The 16255-nt window shown below is 67.3% G+C and carries 15 protein-coding genes; 8 read left to right on the top strand and 7 right to left on the bottom strand.

Going from position 1 to position 16255, the window contains the following annotated elements; translation table 11 throughout:
* Nucleotides 1-12: 12 nt before the first annotated feature.
* Nucleotides 13-759, top strand: coding sequence for a DUF6776 family protein (locus HWY37_RS26720; RefSeq protein WP_176090241.1), 747 nt, complete (start codon nt 13-15; stop codon nt 757-759).
* A gap of 86 nt (nt 760-845) precedes the next feature.
* Nucleotides 846-1217 carry an iron-sulfur cluster insertion protein ErpA gene (erpA, locus tag HWY37_RS26725; RefSeq protein WP_013391415.1) on the top strand — a complete coding sequence of 124 codons (372 nt, stop codon included), beginning with the start codon at nt 846-848 and terminating at the stop codon, nt 1215-1217.
* 68 nt (nt 1218-1285) lie between these two features.
* On the opposite strand, the gene HWY37_RS26730 is transcribed toward erpA, so the two are convergent.
* Nucleotides 1286-2419 (bottom strand): anhydro-N-acetylmuramic acid kinase, encoded by a 1134-nt coding sequence (locus HWY37_RS26730; RefSeq protein ID WP_176090242.1) that lies wholly within the window; start codon nt 2417-2419, stop codon nt 1286-1288.
* Between the two features lie 76 nt (nt 2420-2495).
* Nucleotides 2496-3905, bottom strand: a complete 1410-nt coding sequence (locus HWY37_RS26735) for a M23 family metallopeptidase (protein WP_175207771.1) — start codon at nt 3903-3905, stop codon at nt 2496-2498.
* Nucleotides 3906-4160: 255 nt separating this feature from the next.
* Between HWY37_RS26735 and tyrS the strand changes: the two genes are divergently transcribed.
* Together tyrS and HWY37_RS26745 are read left to right on the top strand one after the other, a co-directional pair.
* Entirely contained in the window at nt 4161-5390 is a 1230-nt protein-coding gene (tyrS, locus tag HWY37_RS26740; RefSeq protein WP_175207772.1) for a tyrosine--tRNA ligase, read from the top strand.
* 72 nt (nt 5391-5462) lie between these two features.
* Nucleotides 5463-6116, top strand: a complete 654-nt coding sequence (locus HWY37_RS26745; RefSeq protein WP_175207773.1) for a YbhB/YbcL family Raf kinase inhibitor-like protein — start codon at nt 5463-5465, stop codon at nt 6114-6116.
* A gap of 59 nt (nt 6117-6175) precedes the next feature.
* Here HWY37_RS26745 and HWY37_RS26750 read toward each other — a convergent pair whose 3' ends face one another.
* The gene (locus HWY37_RS26750) at nt 6176-6814 is read right to left on the bottom strand and encodes a LysE family translocator (protein WP_175207774.1); all 639 of its coding nucleotides are present in this window, start codon (nt 6812-6814) and stop codon (nt 6176-6178) included.
* A 205-nt stretch (nt 6815-7019) separates the two neighbouring features.
* On the opposite strand from HWY37_RS26750, the gene glyA reads away from it, so the two are divergent.
* Together glyA and nrdR are read left to right on the top strand one after the other, a co-directional pair.
* Nucleotides 7020-8270: a serine hydroxymethyltransferase gene (gene glyA / locus HWY37_RS26755; RefSeq protein WP_176090243.1), complete on the top strand. Its 1251-nt coding sequence runs from the start codon at nt 7020-7022 to the stop codon at nt 8268-8270.
* 200 nt (nt 8271-8470) lie between these two features.
* Complete coding sequence (gene nrdR, locus HWY37_RS26760; RefSeq protein ID WP_013391422.1) at nt 8471-8950, top strand: transcriptional regulator NrdR; 480 nt, start codon at nt 8471-8473, stop codon at nt 8948-8950.
* A gap of 72 nt (nt 8951-9022) precedes the next feature.
* Here the strand turns inward: nrdR and HWY37_RS26765 are convergent, their stop codons facing one another.
* Together HWY37_RS26765 and HWY37_RS26770 are read right to left on the bottom strand one after the other, a co-directional pair.
* Nucleotides 9023-9988, bottom strand: coding sequence for a GlxA family transcriptional regulator (locus tag HWY37_RS26765; protein ID WP_176090244.1), 966 nt, complete (start codon nt 9986-9988; stop codon nt 9023-9025).
* A 17-nt stretch (nt 9989-10005) separates the two neighbouring features.
* Nucleotides 10006-10569: a cysteine hydrolase family protein gene (locus HWY37_RS26770; protein ID WP_175207777.1), complete on the bottom strand. Its 564-nt coding sequence runs from the start codon at nt 10567-10569 to the stop codon at nt 10006-10008.
* A 175-nt stretch (nt 10570-10744) separates the two neighbouring features.
* Between HWY37_RS26770 and ribD the strand changes: the two genes are divergently transcribed.
* Nucleotides 10745-11896: a bifunctional diaminohydroxyphosphoribosylaminopyrimidine deaminase/5-amino-6-(5-phosphoribosylamino)uracil reductase RibD gene (ribD, locus tag HWY37_RS26775; protein ID WP_281372293.1), complete on the top strand. Its 1152-nt coding sequence runs from the start codon at nt 10745-10747 to the stop codon at nt 11894-11896.
* A 116-nt stretch (nt 11897-12012) separates the two neighbouring features.
* Here the strand turns inward: ribD and HWY37_RS26780 are convergent, their stop codons facing one another.
* Nucleotides 12013-14490, bottom strand: coding sequence for a hypothetical protein (locus tag HWY37_RS26780; RefSeq protein ID WP_176090245.1), 2478 nt, complete (start codon nt 14488-14490; stop codon nt 12013-12015).
* Nucleotides 14477-15640 carry a DUF3142 domain-containing protein gene (locus tag HWY37_RS26785; protein ID WP_246302409.1) on the bottom strand — a complete coding sequence of 388 codons (1164 nt, stop codon included), beginning with the start codon at nt 15638-15640 and terminating at the stop codon, nt 14477-14479. The genes HWY37_RS26780 and HWY37_RS26785 overlap by 14 nt, the downstream gene beginning before the upstream one ends.
* A 242-nt stretch (nt 15641-15882) precedes the next feature.
* On the opposite strand from HWY37_RS26785, the gene HWY37_RS26790 reads away from it, so the two are divergent.
* Entirely contained in the window at nt 15883-16035 is a 153-nt protein-coding gene (locus HWY37_RS26790; protein WP_176090246.1) for a hypothetical protein, read from the top strand.
* The last annotated feature ends 220 nt before the right edge of the window (nt 16036-16255 follow it).

The following is a 16255-nucleotide window of genomic DNA, read 5'->3' on the forward strand; positions in this document are numbered from 1 at the left end:
CCGCCGTTCTTTATGCCCGCCGATTCTTCCGCCACGTCCCAGTCTCGCCCCGCCGGCGGGCTGGTGCGCGTGGTCGCGGGACTGCTGATCGGTGTGTTGCTGGGCGGAGCGGCCAGTTTTTTCTACGCCCGCCAGCTTTACCGGCCGAAGGACGCGGTGGTGATCAGCGCGCGCCAGGCCGAAGTCCAGGATGAGGCCATGCGGCAGCAGGCGACGCAGCTGCGCTATACGCAAGGCCAGCTCGACACCGTCGATGGCGAACTGGTCATCGAGCGCGCGGCGCGCCAGGAACTGGAAACCCAGCTGCGCGCCGTCCAGGCCGAAGTCGGCAGGGTGCGCGACCAGCTGGCGTTCTACGAACAATTGCTGCCGCCCGGACCCGAAGGCTCCGTGGACATCCGCGGCGTCGAGATCGACCGCAGTGGCGGCGGCCTGCGCTACAAGGTCCTGCTGATGCGCAGCGGCCGCAATGGCGGCGCGCCGTTCAACGGCGCCTTGCGTTTTCAGGCCACGGGAGTCCTGAAGGGCGAGACCGTGAAAGTGGACCTGGCACCCATGCAGGTCAAGGCCGAATCCGGCTCCGTCGCCATTCCCGGCGACGCCGTGCCGACCTCGCCTCTGGCCCTGCAATTCGATCAGTACCAGCGCAGCCAGGGCATCCTGGCGCTGCCCGAGGGATTTGTCCCCGAAAGCGTGACGGTCAGCGTTCTGGAAGGCGATACCGTCCGTGCGTCAAGAAGCGTCAAGCTCGAACTTTGAGTCTGCGCAAGCCCTGCGCTATAGTGACACCATGCGAGCGCCGTTGCCGCTCAACGAAATATGGCCGAACCGGCCTGGAGTGAACCATGAATGCTGTGACCGAAACCGTCGACCTGCAGGCCGCGCCGCCTGCCCCCCTGGTATTTACCGACTCGGCTGCGGCCAAGGTGAAGGATCTGTTGGCCGAAGAAGGCAATCCCGAGCTGAAGCTGCGCGTCTTCGTGCAGGGCGGGGGCTGTTCGGGTTTCCAGTACGGCTTCACCTTCGACGAAGTCGTGAACGATGACGACACCGTGCTGGACAAGGCCGGCGTGCAGCTGCTCGTCGACCCGATGAGCTTCCAGTACCTGGTCGGCGCCGAGATCGACTACAAGGAAGACCTGGAAGGTGCGCAGTTCGTCATCCGCAATCCCAACGCCAGCACCACCTGCGGCTGCGGTTCCTCGTTCTCGGTGTAATTCATCCGGGCAGGAAATGAAAAAGCCCTTCGGTTCGCCGAAGGGCTTTTTGCATTGGAGCGCCGGTTTCAGGCGGGATAGAGCGCTCCCAGGATGCGCGGGCCGCGCGCACCGGTGACGGCTGGCACGCCGGCGGGGCGGCGCTGCACGAAGGCCTGGGCCAGCCAGGCGAAGGCAAGGGCCTCGACCTCCTGCGCCGGCACGCCCAGCGCATCGGTGGGGTGTACGGGTCGTTGCAGGCAGTACGCCAACTCGCGCATCAGGCCCGGGTTGCGCGCGCCGCCGCCGCATACGAGAACTTCCTGCGTGGCCGCAGCAGAGGCATCGATGGCATTGGCGACCGTGCGCGCCGTCAGGCGTTGCAGCGTGGCCTGCACGTCTTGAGGCGCGGGCTTGGGGCCGTCGAAGGCGGCCAGGCGGTCGTCCAGCCATTGCAGGTTGAACAGGTCGCGCCCGGTGGACTTGGGCGGGGGCAGGGCGAACCAGGGCTCGCTGGAGATCAGTTGTTCCAGCAGCGGGGCCAGGACCTGTCCGGTGGCGGCCCAGCGGCCGTCGGCGTCGTAGGGCAGGCCCAGGTGGCGCTGGCACCATCCGTCCAGCAGGACGTTGGCGGGGCCGGTGTCGAAGCCGCGGGGCGGCTTCCCCGGCTCCAGTAGCGTCACGTTGGCGATGCCGCCCAGATTGAGGACGGCGCGGCCTTGCGGCGCGCCGAAGATGGCGGCGTGGAAGGGCGGTACCAGCGGTGCGCCCTGGCCGCCCGCGGCCACGTCGCGGCTGCGGAAATCCGCCACCACGTCGATGCCCGTCAGTTCCGCCAGTAGCGCAGGGGCATTGAGCTGCACCGTGTAGCCGAGTTCCGGGCGGTGACGGACGGTCTGGCCATGCGCACCGATGGCGGCGACGTCGCTGGCAGGGATGCCGGCCTGTTGGAGCAGGGCGGCGACAGCCTGGGCATACAGGCGGGCGAGCCCGTTGGCGGCCAGCGCGCCGCGCGCCAGTTCATCGTCGCCGGATTGGTTCAGCGCCAGCAATTCGCGCCTCAGGTCTGCCGGCATGGGCAGGCTGGCGCTGGCGAGCACGGCCGGCGCCTGGCCATCGCCCAGGCGCACCAGCACGCCGTCCACGCCGTCGACGCTGGTGCCCGACATCAGCCCGATGTAGAGCTGCGCATCCTGGTGCTGCGTAGTGGAGGAGGAGTTCACGGGAGCCTCGGAAAAGAAAAAAGCGGCCGCGCAACAGATCGTGCGGGGCCGCCTTGGACGGGACGCTTGGCCGGCGTTAGCGGCTGGCCACGTTGGTCAGCGCGTCGGGCAGGGTCTGCTGGAATTCCGTCAGCAGCTGGATCTGCTGCTTGTACGGCGCCACGGCCTGGTTGAACGCGCGGACTTCGGCAGGCTCCAGGGCGCGCGCGACCGGCAGGTCTACCGACAGCGGATCGATCGGCTGGTTGTCGACGCGGAATTCGTAGTGCAGGTGCGGGCCGGTGGCCCAGCCGGTGGCGCCGACATAGCCCAGCAGTTGGCCTTGCGAAATCTTGGAGCCCTTGGTGATGCCTTCGGCGATGCGGCTCTGGTGGGCATACAGCGTCGAGTACTTGCCGTGGTGCTTGACGATGACGACGTTGCCGTAACCGTTCTGCCAGCCCGAGAACTCCACCGTGCCGTCGGCCGTGGAATGGATCGGCGTGCCCGAGGGCGCGGCATAGTCCACGCCCTTGTGTCCCGTCCAGGTCTTGTGGATGGGGTGCATGCGCATGCCGAACGTGGAGCTGATGCGGCTGAACTTCAGCGCGGTGCGCAGGAACGCGCCGCGCAGGCTGGTGCCGTCGAAGTCGTAGTACGAACCGGTCTTGTCGTCGGGGCTGAACCAGACGGCGCTGTAGGTCTTGCCGCCGTTGATGAACTCCAGTGCCAGCACGCGGCCGGCGCCGGCGTAGCGGCCGTCGTGCGAACGCACTTCGTAGACCACGCGGAACTGGTCACCTTGGCGCAGGTCGCGCAGGAAGTCGATCTTGGCGCTGAGGATGTCGGCCATCTGCATGGTGACCGAATCCGGGATGCCGGCGGCATCGGTGGCGCCGAACAGCGACGAGCGGATCGTGCCCACGGCGACGCGGGTCTGGCGCTCGGTGCTTTCGGTGATTTCCTCGGCCTTGTAGCTGTCGCCCGCGGGTGCGACGTGCAGCATGCGCGTCACGACCTGGCCGTCGGTCTCGTTGCCGGGGGTGTGGATGTAACGCAGCCAGATCAGGTCGCCGTCCTCGTCCGTCGCGGCCTGCACGGAGCGGCCCGGGTACAGCTTGTAGATGCTGCGGGCGCTGGCGTCATGGGTCAGGAACGTTTGCAGGCTGGGCTCGTCGAGCTCCAGGCGCTGCAGCACCGCGGCCAGCGTGTCGCCGGCGCGGATCCGCGTTTCGCTGATGTAGGGGGCGGCACTGGGGGTGCTGACTTCGACTTGTTCGGCGCTTAGCGGCAGGACGCTGCTGATGATGCGCGAAGGGGGGAGTTCAGTGCGGTCGGGTTGCTGCACCATGCCGAGAGCGGCGGCGCCTGCGAACAGACCAATGGCGGTGACGAGGAGAGTGCGGCGGAAAAGTCCCGAGCGCTGGGGCTTGGGTTCGACGGGCGCAAACAGGGCAGCAACTTTGCGTTTGATGCTACTCGCCAGTTCGTGGAGGCCACGATTCATCGTGAAGATACCCTCTCAGGTGGCTTGAGCTCGCAGGGTGCGTGACACGAACGGCCCTCGCGCGCACACATTGGGGGCAAGGGCTGGCGCGGGGCGCATCTTGTGAACAACGGGTGTAAAGCGGAGCGCAACTGCGTATATATGGCAATTGCGTATGATTAGGGCGGTATCCTAGCTGATTCGGCTAGAATTTTCGATAGTTTTCGTCACTTTTTACACCTTTTTATCGGCTGAAGCCGAGTTGGTCCCCCTGCCATGTCATCCACAGAAGCCCCGATTACCCCCGAAGTCGAAGCAGACCTGCGTATAGCGAAGCGCGGCTGCGATGAGTTGCTGGTCGAGTCCGAATTCGCTCGCAAGCTCGCCAGGAGCCGCGCCACGGGCGTGCCCCTGCGCATCAAGCTGGGGCTGGATCCGACCGCGCCGGACATCCACCTGGGCCACACGGTGGTGCTGAACAAGATGCGCCAGCTGCAGGACATGGGGCACAACGTCATCTTCCTGATCGGCGATTTCACCTCGACCATCGGCGATCCCAGCGGCCGCAACAACACCCGCCCGCCGCTTACGCGCGAACAGATCGAGGCCAACGCCAAGACTTATTACGCCCAGGCCAGCCTGGTGCTGGATCCGGCACGCACCGAGATCCGCTACAACTCCGAGTGGTGCGATCCGCTGGGTGCGCGCGGCATGATCCAGCTGGCGTCGCGCTACACGGTGGCGCGCATGATGGAGCGCGAGGACTTCACCAAGCGCTTCAAGGGCGGCATCCCGATCTCGGTGCATGAATTCCTGTACCCGCTGATGCAGGGCTATGACTCGGTGGCGCTGAAGTCCGATCTGGAGCTGGGGGGCACCGATCAGAAGTTCAACCTGCTGGTCGGCCGCGAGCTGCAAAAGGAGTATGGCCAGGAGCCGCAGTGCATTCTGACGATGCCCTTGCTGGTGGGTACGGACGGCGTAGAGAAAATGTCCAAGTCGAAGGGCAACTACATCGGCATTTCGGAGTCGCCCGATTCGATGTTCGGCAAGCTCATGTCGATTTCCGACACGCTGATGTGGCGCTACTTCGAGCTGCTCTCGTTCCGCACGCTGGAAGACATTGCCGCGCTCAAGCAGGAGATCGACGGCGGCCGCAATCCGCGCGATGCCAAGGTCATGCTGGCCCAGGAAATCATTACGCGCTTCCATTCGGCCAAGGCCGCGGAAGAAGCGCTGGCTTCGTTCGAGGCTCGCTTCCGCGACGGCGCAATCCCCGATGACATCCCCGAGGTGAACATTGGCGGGGCGCCCGTAGGCATCCTCAAGCTGCTGCGCGAAGCCGGTCTGGTCGCTTCGGGTTCCGAAGCGCAGCGCAATGTGGAGCAGGGCGGCGTGCGCGTCAACGGCGACCGCGTGGAAGACAAATCGTTGCAATTGCCGGCGGGGACTTACGTCGTTCAGGTGGGCAAGCGCAAATTTGCGCGTGTTAACTTGAACCCATGATTGCGAAGTTTTGATACGCTGAGGGTACGGACAGGGGCAGTGGGGCCTTTGCGGCACATCTAGGAGCACGACATGAAACTTTCGAGTTTGTCTTTTTCCGATAACGAGTCGATTCCCGAACGCTACGCTTTCGGCAAGATCGATGCGCAATCGCACGTCGCGCTGGCAGACAACTTCAACCCGCAGTTTTCCTGGGACGAAGTTCCGGCAGGCACGCAGTCGTTCGCGCTGATCTGCCACGACCCCGATGTGCCCTCCGAACCCGACGACGTCAACCAGGAAGGCCGCGAAGTGCCGGCCAGCCTGCCTCGCGTGGACTTCTTCCACTGGGTGCTGGTGGACCTGGCCGCCGACGTGCGCGACATCGAGGAAGGCACCTTCTCCAGCGGCATCACGCCGCGCGGCAAGGGCGGTCCGCTGGCGCCGATGGATGCGCGCCAGGGCATCAACTCGTATTCGTCGTGGTTCGCGAACGACCACGACATGAGCGGCGACTACTTCGGCTATGACGGCCCGTGCCCGCCCTGGAACGACGCGCTGGTGCACCGCTACGTGTTCACCCTGTACGCGCTGGATGTGCCCACGCTGAATCTGCAGGGCTCGTTCACCGGCGAGGACGCGTTGCGCGCCATCCAGAAGCACGTGCTGGGACAGGCTTCGCTGACGGGCACCTATACGCTCAATCCGAAGCTGGCTCCCAAGCAGATCGGCGCCACCTCGGCCTGATCTCGCCCGCCACGAAAAAGGCCGCAGATACTGCGGCCTTTTTTTGCGCCCCGAATGGTTCAGCCCACGGCCCGTTTGAGCCGCAGCAGCGCCACGCCGAAGCTGATGAAGATGGTCCCGACCAGCCGGTTGATCCAGGCCACGATGCGGGGCTGGCGCAGCAGGCGCCGGGCGCGATGGGCCAGCGTGCCGTAGACCAGCAAGGACGCGAGCGACATGGCCATGAAGATGCCGGTCAGGATGAAGAATTGCGGCAGCAGCGGTTCGGCGGCGTTGAGGAATTGCGGAAACAGCGCGGTGAAGAACAGGATGGGCTTGGGATTCAGCGTCGCCACCAGGGCGGCTTCCAGGTAGAGCCGGCCGGCGCCGCGCGGCGCCTGGCTAGCGGCATCGGGCGCGGGCGGCGCGATGTTCGAGCGCCCCAGCAGATGACGCAGGCCGATGTACATCAGATAGGCGGCCCCGGCCAGCTTCAGGATCGTGAACAGCAGGGCGGACGATTGCAGCACCATGCCCAGCCCCAGCATGGCGGCGGCCGACAACAGGAACAGGCCGGTGACGTTGCCCAGGGTGGATGGCAGCACGGCCCGCCACCCGCCCGCCGCGCCGTTGCGAATGGCGAGCATGGTGGCGGGACCGGGGCTGACGACGCTGACCGCTGCTACTAGCGAGTAGGTTATGAGTGTGGCGCTTTGCATGAAAGTTTCTCAAGTCGGGTTGAGGCGGATTTCCGGCGTTCGCAAAATGGCGTGGTTTTCGCGCCCGTCCGGGGAATTTTGCCCGGGTTCCAGGCATTTTGGGCGCATTTGATCCTGCCCGACGCGGTAAACTATCCGTCATTCTCCGGGTTTACCCACCCGGGCGCAGTTTTCTCCTCTCTTACCGCCTCAGGAACCCCCCGTCATGTTTGACCGCAACCTCACCTTGTCCAAGGCTGACCCGGACGTTTGGGCCGCCATCCAGAAGGAAGACGTCCGCCAGGAACAGCACATCGAGCTGATCGCCTCGGAGAACTACGCCAGCCCGGCCGTCATGGAAGCCCAGGGCACGCAGCTCACCAACAAGTACGCCGAAGGTTATCCGGGCAAGCGCTACTACGGCGGTTGCGAATACGTGGACGTGGTCGAGCAGCTGGCCATCGACCGCCTGAAGCAGATCTTCGGCGCCGAAGCCGCCAACGTGCAGCCCAACTCGGGTTCGCAGGCCAACCAGGGCGTGTACATGGCCGTCCTGAAGCCGGGCGACACGGTGCTGGGCATGAGCCTGGCCGAAGGCGGCCACCTGACGCACGGCGCGTCGGTCAACGCCTCGGGCAAGCTGTACAACTTCATCTCCTACGGCCTGGACGAAAACGAAGTCCTGAACTACGACCAAGTCGAGAAGCTGGCGAAGGAACACAAGCCCAAGCTGATCGTGGCCGGCGCTTCCGCCTACGCCCTGCACATCGACTTCGAGCGCATGGCCCGCATCGCCCGTGAAAACGGCGCGCTGTTCATGGTCGACATCGCCCACTACGCTGGCCTGGTGGCTGGCGGCGCCTACCCCAACCCGGTCCCGCACGCCGACTTCGTCACCTCGACGACGCACAAGTCGCTGCGCGGCCCGCGCGGCGGCGTCATCATGATGAAGGCCGAGCACGAGAAGATCATCAACTCGGCGATCTTCCCCGGCATCCAGGGCGGTCCGCTGATGCACGTCATCGCCGGCAAGGCCGTGGCCTTCAAGGAAGCGCTGGATCCCTCCTTCAAGGATTACGCGCAGCAAGTGGTCAAGAACGCCAAGGTGCTGGCGGACACGCTGGTCAAGCGTGGCCTGCGCATCGTTTCGGGCCGCACCGAAAGCCACGTCATGCTGGTGGACCTGCGTTCCAAGGGCATCACGGGCAAGGAAGCGGAAGCCGTGCTGGGCCAGGCCCACATCACGGTGAACAAGAACGCCATCCCGAACGATCCGGAAAAGCCCTTCGTGACCAGCGGCATCCGCCTGGGCACGCCGGCCATGACCACCCGCGGCTTCACCGAAGCCGAGGCTGAGCTGACCGCCAACCTGATCGCCGACGTGCTGGACAACCCGCGCGACGAAGCCAACATCGCCGCCGTGCGCGCCAAGGTCAATGAACTGACCTCGCGCCTGCCGGTCTACGGCAAGAAGTAATCCGGCATCCCTGTGGCGGATCCCGGTCCGCCGCAGCGCTCCAGAGGGACGGCCCCGCAAGGCGCCGTCCCTTTGCATTCGGGGCGGCGCCTGTGTCACCCTGAAAATATGGGGGCGGATTAACCCGTCCCGACGCTGGCGGCCGGACGCCTCGTTACAATATGCTTAACTATTGCCTTCAGCGCCTTTAGGGATCACACATGCGGTGTCCATTTTGCGGCAATGCCGAAACACAGGTCGTCGACAGCCGGGTCTCCGAGGAAGGCGACGCCATACGCCGTCGCCGCCGCTGCCTGTCCTGCGACAAGCGCTTCACCACCTATGAGCGGGTGGAGCTCGCCATGCCTTCCATCGTGAAGCGCAACGGCAGCCGCAGCGACTATGACCCCGGCAAACTGCGCGCCAGCCTCAGCCTGGCGCTGCGCAAGCGCCCCGTCAGCACCGAAGACGTGGATGCCGCCGTGGCTCGCATCGAAGAGCAGCTGCTGGCCAGCGGACTGCGCGAAGTGCCCAGCGAACACATCGGCGAACTCGTCATGAACGAGCTGCGCAAGCTCGACAAGGTGGCGTACGTGCGTTTCGCCTCGGTCTACAAGAGCTTCGAGGACATCGGCGAATTCGTCGAGGCCATCCGCGAAATGCAGGGGCCGTTGCTGCCGGGCAAGCTGCGCAAGGATTGAGCGGGTCTGGTCTTCAACCGGTCCGATGCCGCTAGCGGCACCGAAGCAGCAAATGACGGCGCCGCGGCGCCGTCATTGCATGGTGGGAGTCGAACGTGCCAGGCTGGGCGTCAGAGGCTGGAACTTGCGCCATACGCGGCGCATGTGCTGCGCCGATCCGAAGCCCGATTTCTCGGCCACGCGTTCCAGGTCCAGCCGGGTGTCGCGCAGCAGGTCGCGCGCCAACGCGACGCGTATCTGATAGAGATAGTCCATCGGCGTGCAGCCGGCGTATTCGCGGAACAGCCGGGTCAGGTGGCGGGCACTGGTATGCGCCTGGTCCGCCAGCGATTGCGCCGACCAGGGGGCGGCCGGATCGCGGATGACCGCGTCCTGCACCCGGTGCACCCCCGGATGCATGTGGCTGCGGTGGTCCAGCCAGGGCGACAGCGTGGAATCGGTGCCCGCGCGCCGCTGATAGACGACCATGTCGCGCGCCGTTTCACTGGCCACGCGCGGCCCGCAATGGCGCGACACCATGTGCAGCGCCAGGTCGATGCCGGCCGTGATGCCTGCGCTGCTGACCAGCTTGCCGTCCTCGACGAAGATGCGGTTGTCGTGCAGGCGCGCGCTCGGGTCGATGCGGGCCAGCTGTTCCAGGCATGTGTGATGGGTGGTGCAGTCGCGCTGACGGGTCAGGCCGGCGGCCGCCGCGAACAGCGCGCCGGCGCAGACCGTCATGAGCGTGAAGCCGTCGGCGGGGTGGCGGACGGCCAGCCAGTCGATGATGGCTTGCGCGTCGGGATCGTCCAGGCGCGTGGGCTTGCCCACCACGCCCGAGATGATGACCAGGGCCTCGGGCGGCAGCGCGGCCGGCAAGGGCTGCAGATGCGCCAGATGCAGGCCGGGCAGGCCGCTTTCGATTTCACGGGAAGGGCCGCAGAAATGCTGTTCAAAGGCGCCGGGGCACAGCTTGTTGGCCACGCGGAAAGCCTCCGCCGGGCCCGCCACGTCCAGCAGCACGATTCCCCGCGTCAGCACGAAATACACCGGAACCATGCGGGCCTCCGACAGCGTCAGGCCGCCAGCGCGTCGGCGGCGCGCGCGATGCGGGCGAAGCGGCCTTGCAGCACCAGCTCGGTCCGGTCGCGGATTTCGGCCGGCGTGTAGTGCTGGCCGGAAGGGCTTTGCATCGCAAAGGTCAGGGTGGCATCGGTGGGGAACACTACCTTGAACCCCGCGTCGCTGGCGTGGCGCGTCGTGGTTTCGCAGCATTGTTCCGTGCGGATGCCGCTGACGATGATGCCTTCGATGCCGTGCTTGACCAGCCAGTCTTGCAGGGTGGCGCCGTCCGCGTCCTTGGCGTAGAGCGAGGAGTGCACGGTCTTGTGGAACACCGCCGTGGGGGCGATGCGCAATTCCTTGAGCGTTTTGACGTGTCCCGAGGCCAGCGCGAAGGGGTTGGCGGGGTCGTTGGAGACGCTGGTGTGGAACACCTGGAGCACCGGAATGTCCCGGGCGGCCGCGGCATCGATCAGCGACTGGATCTGCTCCACGAAGGCGGGATACTCCGTTTCATCCCAAAACGGACGTTGCCGGAAGGAATCTTGTACGTCGATGACGATCAGTGCTTGTTTCATGGACCGGGCTCCTGGAGTAGGAATTGTAGGGGTGTAATGCCATTTTTGCTGTAAACAGGTGGCGGGACGAGCGCGGCGAAAGACTACTGTCGGCCCAAAACGGACATCCGCGGCCAACCCTGCCCAGGCCCGGCGTCCTGCCGGAACGGGCCGCCGCGGGCATACAATCCGGGACATGATGATTTCCAGCGACAACGACGACATTTCCTGGATGCGGCGCGCCCTGGCGCTGGCGCAGACCGTCATGTACACCACCGCGCCCAACCCCCGGGTCGGCTGCGTCATCGTGCGCGACGGCCGGGTGCTGGGCGAAGGCGCGACTCAGCCGCCCGGCGGTCCGCACGCGGAAATCTGCGCCTTGCGCGACGCCCAGGCGCGCGGCGAATCCGTGGCGGGCGCCACGCTCTATGTCACCCTGGAACCCTGCAGCCATTTCGGCCGCACGCCGCCTTGCGTGGACGCGGTGCTCGCGGCGCGGCCGGCGCGGGTGGTGGTGGCCATCGGCGATCCGAATCCACTGGTCAATGGCCAGGGGCTGGCACGCCTGCGCGACGCCGGCATCGAGGTCACGACGGGCATCTGCCGCGAAGAGGCGCTGGCCATCAACGCCGGTTTCATCTCGCGCATGAGCCGCGGCCTGCCCTGGGTGTGGATGAAGATGGCGGCTTCGCTGGACGGGCGCAGCGCGCTGCATAACGGCGTGTCGCAATGGATCACCGGCCCCGAGGCGCGCGCCGACGGGCACCACTGGCGCGCCCGCGCCTGCGTGGTGCTGACCGGCATGGGCACCGTGCTGAAGGACGATCCGCAGCTCAACGCCAGGGGCGTGGATACGCCGCGCCAGCCGCGCAAGGCCGTGGTCGATGGCCGCTTCGAGATCCCGGAGGACGCGCGGCTGTTCGACGGCGCCGAGGTCATCATCTTCACCGCCCGCGAGGACGCGGCCAAGGCCGCGCGCCTGCAGGCCAGGAATGCCCGCGTGGTGCCGCTGCCGGGCGCGGAGCCGGGCAGGGTGGACCTGCCGGCCATGATGCGCTGGCTGGCCCAGGAACAGTTCAACGAGGTCCACGTCGAGGCCGGCGCGGGCCTGAGCGGCGCGCTGGTCGCGGCGGGCTGCGTGGACGAGCTGCTGTTGTACCTGGCGCCGGTGCTGTTGGGCGACGCGGCCGGCATGGTCCGCCTGCCTGTCCTGGAGCATCTGGACGGCGCCCGGCGCTATGAATTCATCGAGACCGCGCCGGTGGGCGCGGATCTGCGCGTGCGCGCCAGGGTCGCGGACACCTGGCGGCAGCTGACGCAGCGGGTGGCGCTGCCTCAGCTGTCCTAGCGTCCTGCGCCGCCGCGGGACAGGACGCCGGTGTCCCGCGCTCCCACTGGGCGGAATGCCCGCGTCCCGCGCGGCCGACGGGCCGCCTGCGTCCAGCGGCAGTGCTGGAAGAACCGCTAGCGGCCGCTTCCAGTCTGAGTAGGACGCGCCCTGGTGTGCCGCCAGGCCAGGACCGCGGCGCCGCCGCCGATCAGCGCCAGCAGCGCCGCCGCCAGCAACAGGCCGGGGTGGTTGCGGCGCAGGCGTTCCCAGGATTTCCCAGCCTGCGTGTAATGGAACCAGGCGGCCGCCTGGAAGTCGGGCGCGGCGCATTCGCGGCCGAAAGTGCCGCTGAACGGCACCAGCGCGCCTTGTTCTATATAGCGTTGGTAGATCGCGGCGGTCCGTTCGGGCGAATCGTCGATGATGTAACGCGCGCCCTGGCACAGCACGGCGGCGAAGGCCTGCGAGCGGCGCGGCAGCTCGTCGGCGGCGCGCATGGCGTGATCGGCCGCGATCTGGCGGTAATGGAAGCGGGCATAGGGCTGCGCTTCGCTGGCGGCATAGCGCCGGCGTTCCTCTTCCGTGACGAACGGCCCCGGCAGCGCGGCCGCGGCGCGCGCGGCCGGGGTGTCTGGCGTATCGGCGTCGTCGTCATACGCCTTCCAGCCGGGGACCGCGCTGCGTCCCACGCCATAGGCCGTGTTGCCGCCATAGATCGTGAAATCCGGCTCCTGCTCGTAGCCCATGATCTCCATCCCGTCGCGCCGCGCCAGCCGGGAGGCCTCGAACCAGGCTTCGGCCCGCGACGTGCGGCCCCAGGCGCTGCCGGCCTTGCGCAGCGCCGCGCCGTACTCGGCGGCGAGCTGGCGGGTCCGCTGCGGCTGCAGCGTCACCTTGCCGTCGACATAGTCCAGCGTGACGTAGCGGGCGTCCGAATCGGCGGGGAAATAGGCCAAGGCCTGCGCGATCGAGCCTTCGCGCACCAGGCGCCGCGCCAGCAGGGCGCGCAGGCGGTCGGACGCGGTGACTGGGTGCTTCCTCTGCCATTCGTAGAAATGCTGGAGATCGGGGGGCGGGGATCCGGCGGGCGCGGATGCGGCGCGAGCGTGCCGGTCCACATAGGCCTTGAGTTCGGCGGCGGTCAGCACGCGCTCGGCCACGTAGGCCGCGTCATTCCAATATGGGGTGGACTGCCAGAAGCCTCCGTCTGACTCGTCTGGCACGGTGGCGTGGAGCAACTGGTCCAGCGCCTCGACGTACTGGCCGCGCGACAGCGTCAGCACGCCTTGCTCGCCCAGCAGGCGCGCCGCGCCGGACGCTTCCACGCTGCCGTCGGCGCGCGGGAAGGCGCTGGCCGCCTGGGCGTAGGCGTGGGCTGCCGCTTGCGTGTCGCCTTGCCGCAGCGCCAGCTTGGCGCGCACCCACCAGGCCAGGGCCGTGTCCAGCCGCCCCGCCAGCTGCTGCGCCAGGTCGTAGCGGCCGATGCGGTAAGCCAGCGCCGCCACGCGGTCGGCCTCCGGCACCTGGCTCAGGTCCAGGGTTTCCAGCGCGGTGACCAGCGATTGCAGCGTCGGATTCGGCGTGACGTCGCGTCCTTGCGCGGCATCCGCATATCCGATCTGCCCGGTCGCGTCGTAGGTGGCGTACGGATCGGTCGCGCTGTCGGGCCTGCCGTCCACGATGTCGCCGACCCGCGCCAGCGCGTAGGCCACCAGCAGGCGTTGCGCGACCGGGTCGTCGATCAGCCGGCGCGTGCGCGCCGGATCGTCCAGGGCCCATTGCGCCAGCATGCGTAAGGATGCGGTGCCGCTGGCGGAATCGCGCGCGGCCTGTTCGGCATACAGGCGCACCGCATGTTTCAGCGAATCGGAGGGGATGGCGTCCATGCAGGGCTCGGCGTTGACCAGCTCGTCGTAGTTGCATTGCCCTTGCGACCCGGCGAGGGACAGCCGAGCTTCCTGGCCGTAGCTGGCCACGGCCAGTTGCAGCGGATCCGGCGCTCCATCGCGCGCCAGTTGCCGCACGCGGGCGTAGGCCTGTGCCGTCGCGAGGCGTTGCGCCGCGTCGTCGCCCGCTGCCAGTTGTGCCTCGTCCCCGATTTCCGCCAGCATGTAGGCGGCCCAGACGCTGCGCGCCGCGGCCTCTTGCGGCGGCAACTGGAGAATGGCGCGGTAGCGCGCGCGGGCCTGCTCCAGCGCCCGTTCGGCTTCCGGTCCGCGGGCGGCCTGGGTGTCGACGGCAGCCGCGGTGTAGAGACGCACGGCTTCCGGCAGGCCGGCGCCCAGCGCATAGGCGCGGTCGCCGTCGGGTTGCGCGCGCATCGCGCGTGTCGTGGCGCGCTGAGCTGGCGTGAGCGCGGGATCGCGGTCCTCGGGCAGGATGCTTTGCCGGTAGTCGGTTTCAGGCATTTCACGGGCCGGGCGCGCGGGCAGCGCGTCGCCGCCAGCGTCCACCAGGCGCGCGGCTTCGTAGTCGAAGGAGTTGGCCGGCGTGGCGCGCAGCGTGCCGGCGCGGTCGTCGAGCAGCTGGGCGGGGAACTCCGGCCCGCAGGCGATGACGATGCCGGCGCCCGTCAATAGCAGCAGCGCGGCCAGCGATTTACGGTTGTACATGGAAGCTTTGAGGCCCGTTTTCACAGCGTATCCAGCCTATGTTGCGTTGGCCGCCGGCGCGCAGCAGGCCATCTTGGGAGCGGCGCAGGTACGCGCCGCCGGAATCTTGTTCGAGGGTATAGCCATTGATGCCGTCCGCCGCGCGGCAGGCGCCGTCCCAGCGGATCGCGAAAGGCAGGGCCGCGTCGGCATTGCCGCCATTGGCCAGGATGAGGTCCTGCGCGCCCTGGACGTTCCCCGCTCGCGCCGTGACGGACAGCGCCGGGCGCAGGGGCTGGCGCGTCACCACGGCGCGCCAGGTCGCCAGGCTCCAGGCGCGTTCGTCGCGCGCGGTGGGCAAGCGGAACCACACGATGCCGGCGAGTCCGTGCGGAAGGTCGCGGTGGATCTCGTCGACGAACGCTGCGATGGTTGCAGGCGTGGCCACCAGCTCGCTCGCGCGTCCGCCCGCCAGCAGGGCGGAGCGCTCGCTTTCGACCGCGGCGATGCTGCCGTCGTCGTTCCAGCTGACGCGGCTGCCGTAGGTCGGCAAGGCCACGCGCCATGGCCGCCGGGTATGGTCCGCGTACGCTGTCAGCCAGGCGCTGGCGCGCCTGGCGTTGAACAGGCCCTGATCAGGGCTCAACACCGCGTGGACCTGCAACACTGATTCATCCGGGATCCGGAGCAGCGCATCGAGTCCCGAGCCGTTCAGCCATGTCGGCAGCGCGGTTATCGACAAGGGTAGATCCGGCCCTAGCCCGCGCTTCAAGCTTTCCAGGAATGCCGCGTAGGCGGGCAATTTCGAGGTGGGACAGTCGTAGTCGACCTCGACGCCGGCCAATGCGATGCCCGCGGCGCGCCATGCGCTGCTTGCCGTTTCGATGCGCGCAAGCACGTCCACGGCCGGCAGCGCGTCGGCGCGGCCGTCCAGGCGCAGCACCATGATGACGGGGCGTTTGGCGGCGGCCAGCGCGGCCAGATCGGGCGCGGCGCCGAACCAGCGGCCATCCGGGTTCATTTCCGCCATCAGCACCCGCCATGCCCGCACCACGTCGGCGCCGTCGGCCAGCGCCTGGCTGACCGGCGGCGTCCAGCTGCGTTGCCAGACATAGGCATCACCGGGCAGGTCGGCTTCAGGCTTGCCGCAAGCGGCCGCGAGCAACAGCAAGGCGCCGCCCAACGCCGCAGAACAGCGTTTGGCGAGGCATCTCATGGCGCTGGCAGATGGCCTGGAACGGGGCGGCATGACTTGGAGAAGACGATGGGCGGATGGCTATGAACGCGGCAGTCGCGCAAGCGCGCGTTGCGAGATGCGTGATTCTATCGCTGCCGGAAGGGGTACTAGCACTCTGCGCTTGCGGCTGCCAATCGCGTATGCGTCCGCAATCCGCGGCTTGCGGCGCAACTTCGATGCGCAAGCGTCTTCGCGATGCCATCAAGTTTGCGCATGTTTGCGCGTTTGCCGAACGCCATCGATCGCGCATGGCGCGCGTGCGCAGCGCGACTATTTTCGGCAGCGCGCAAAATGAATTGCCACAAAAACGTCAATTGGCTTTAGCATAGGCACATGACTTGGCGCTACGCACTGATGGACTACACCGTGCAATGCCACGCGCCCACGTCACCACGGATTCCCGTGCCGCGATATCGGCGCTTTTTCATGACCGAACCGGCACGCTGCTGAACGAAGACGCCATGCGCCGTTCAGACCGTCCGCTGCCATCGCATAGCGGGCGCATCGGGTTTGCACCCGCATCATAAGAATCCCGGGATATCGCTCTTC

This window comes from Achromobacter anxifer, assembly GCF_903652925.1.
GTDB classification, from domain to species: domain Bacteria; phylum Pseudomonadota; class Gammaproteobacteria; order Burkholderiales; family Burkholderiaceae_B; genus Achromobacter; species Achromobacter anxifer.

Bases quoted from the DNA above. Each gene is read 5' to 3' on its own strand.
- nrdR (WP_013391422.1), top strand. From the start codon at position 8,471: ATGCGGTGTCCATTTTGCGGCAATGCCGAAACACAGGTCGTCGACAGC.
- HWY37_RS26780 (WP_176090245.1), bottom strand. From the start codon at position 14,490: ATGTACAACCGTAAATCGCTGGCCGCGCTGCTGCTATTGACGGGCGCC.
- HWY37_RS26745 (WP_175207773.1), top strand. From the start codon at position 5,463: ATGAAACTTTCGAGTTTGTCTTTTTCCGATAACGAGTCGATTCCCGAA.
- HWY37_RS26790 (WP_176090246.1), top strand. From the start codon at position 15,883: ATGCGCAAGCGTCTTCGCGATGCCATCAAGTTTGCGCATGTTTGCGCG.
- HWY37_RS26765 (WP_176090244.1), bottom strand. From the start codon at position 9,988: ATGGTTCCGGTGTATTTCGTGCTGACGCGGGGAATCGTGCTGCTGGAC.
- tyrS (WP_175207772.1), top strand. From the start codon at position 4,161: ATGTCATCCACAGAAGCCCCGATTACCCCCGAAGTCGAAGCAGACCTG.
- HWY37_RS26770 (WP_175207777.1), bottom strand. From the start codon at position 10,569: ATGAAACAAGCACTGATCGTCATCGACGTACAAGATTCCTTCCGGCAA.
- HWY37_RS26720 (WP_176090241.1), top strand. From the start codon at position 13: ATGCCCGCCGATTCTTCCGCCACGTCCCAGTCTCGCCCCGCCGGCGGG.
- HWY37_RS26735 (WP_175207771.1), bottom strand. From the start codon at position 3,905: ATGAATCGTGGCCTCCACGAACTGGCGAGTAGCATCAAACGCAAAGTT.
- ribD (WP_281372293.1), top strand. From the start codon at position 10,745: ATGATGATTTCCAGCGACAACGACGACATTTCCTGGATGCGGCGCGCC.
- HWY37_RS26750 (WP_175207774.1), bottom strand. From the start codon at position 6,814: ATGCAAAGCGCCACACTCATAACCTACTCGCTAGTAGCAGCGGTCAGC.
- erpA (WP_013391415.1), top strand. From the start codon at position 846: ATGAATGCTGTGACCGAAACCGTCGACCTGCAGGCCGCGCCGCCTGCC.
- glyA (WP_176090243.1), top strand. From the start codon at position 7,020: ATGTTTGACCGCAACCTCACCTTGTCCAAGGCTGACCCGGACGTTTGG.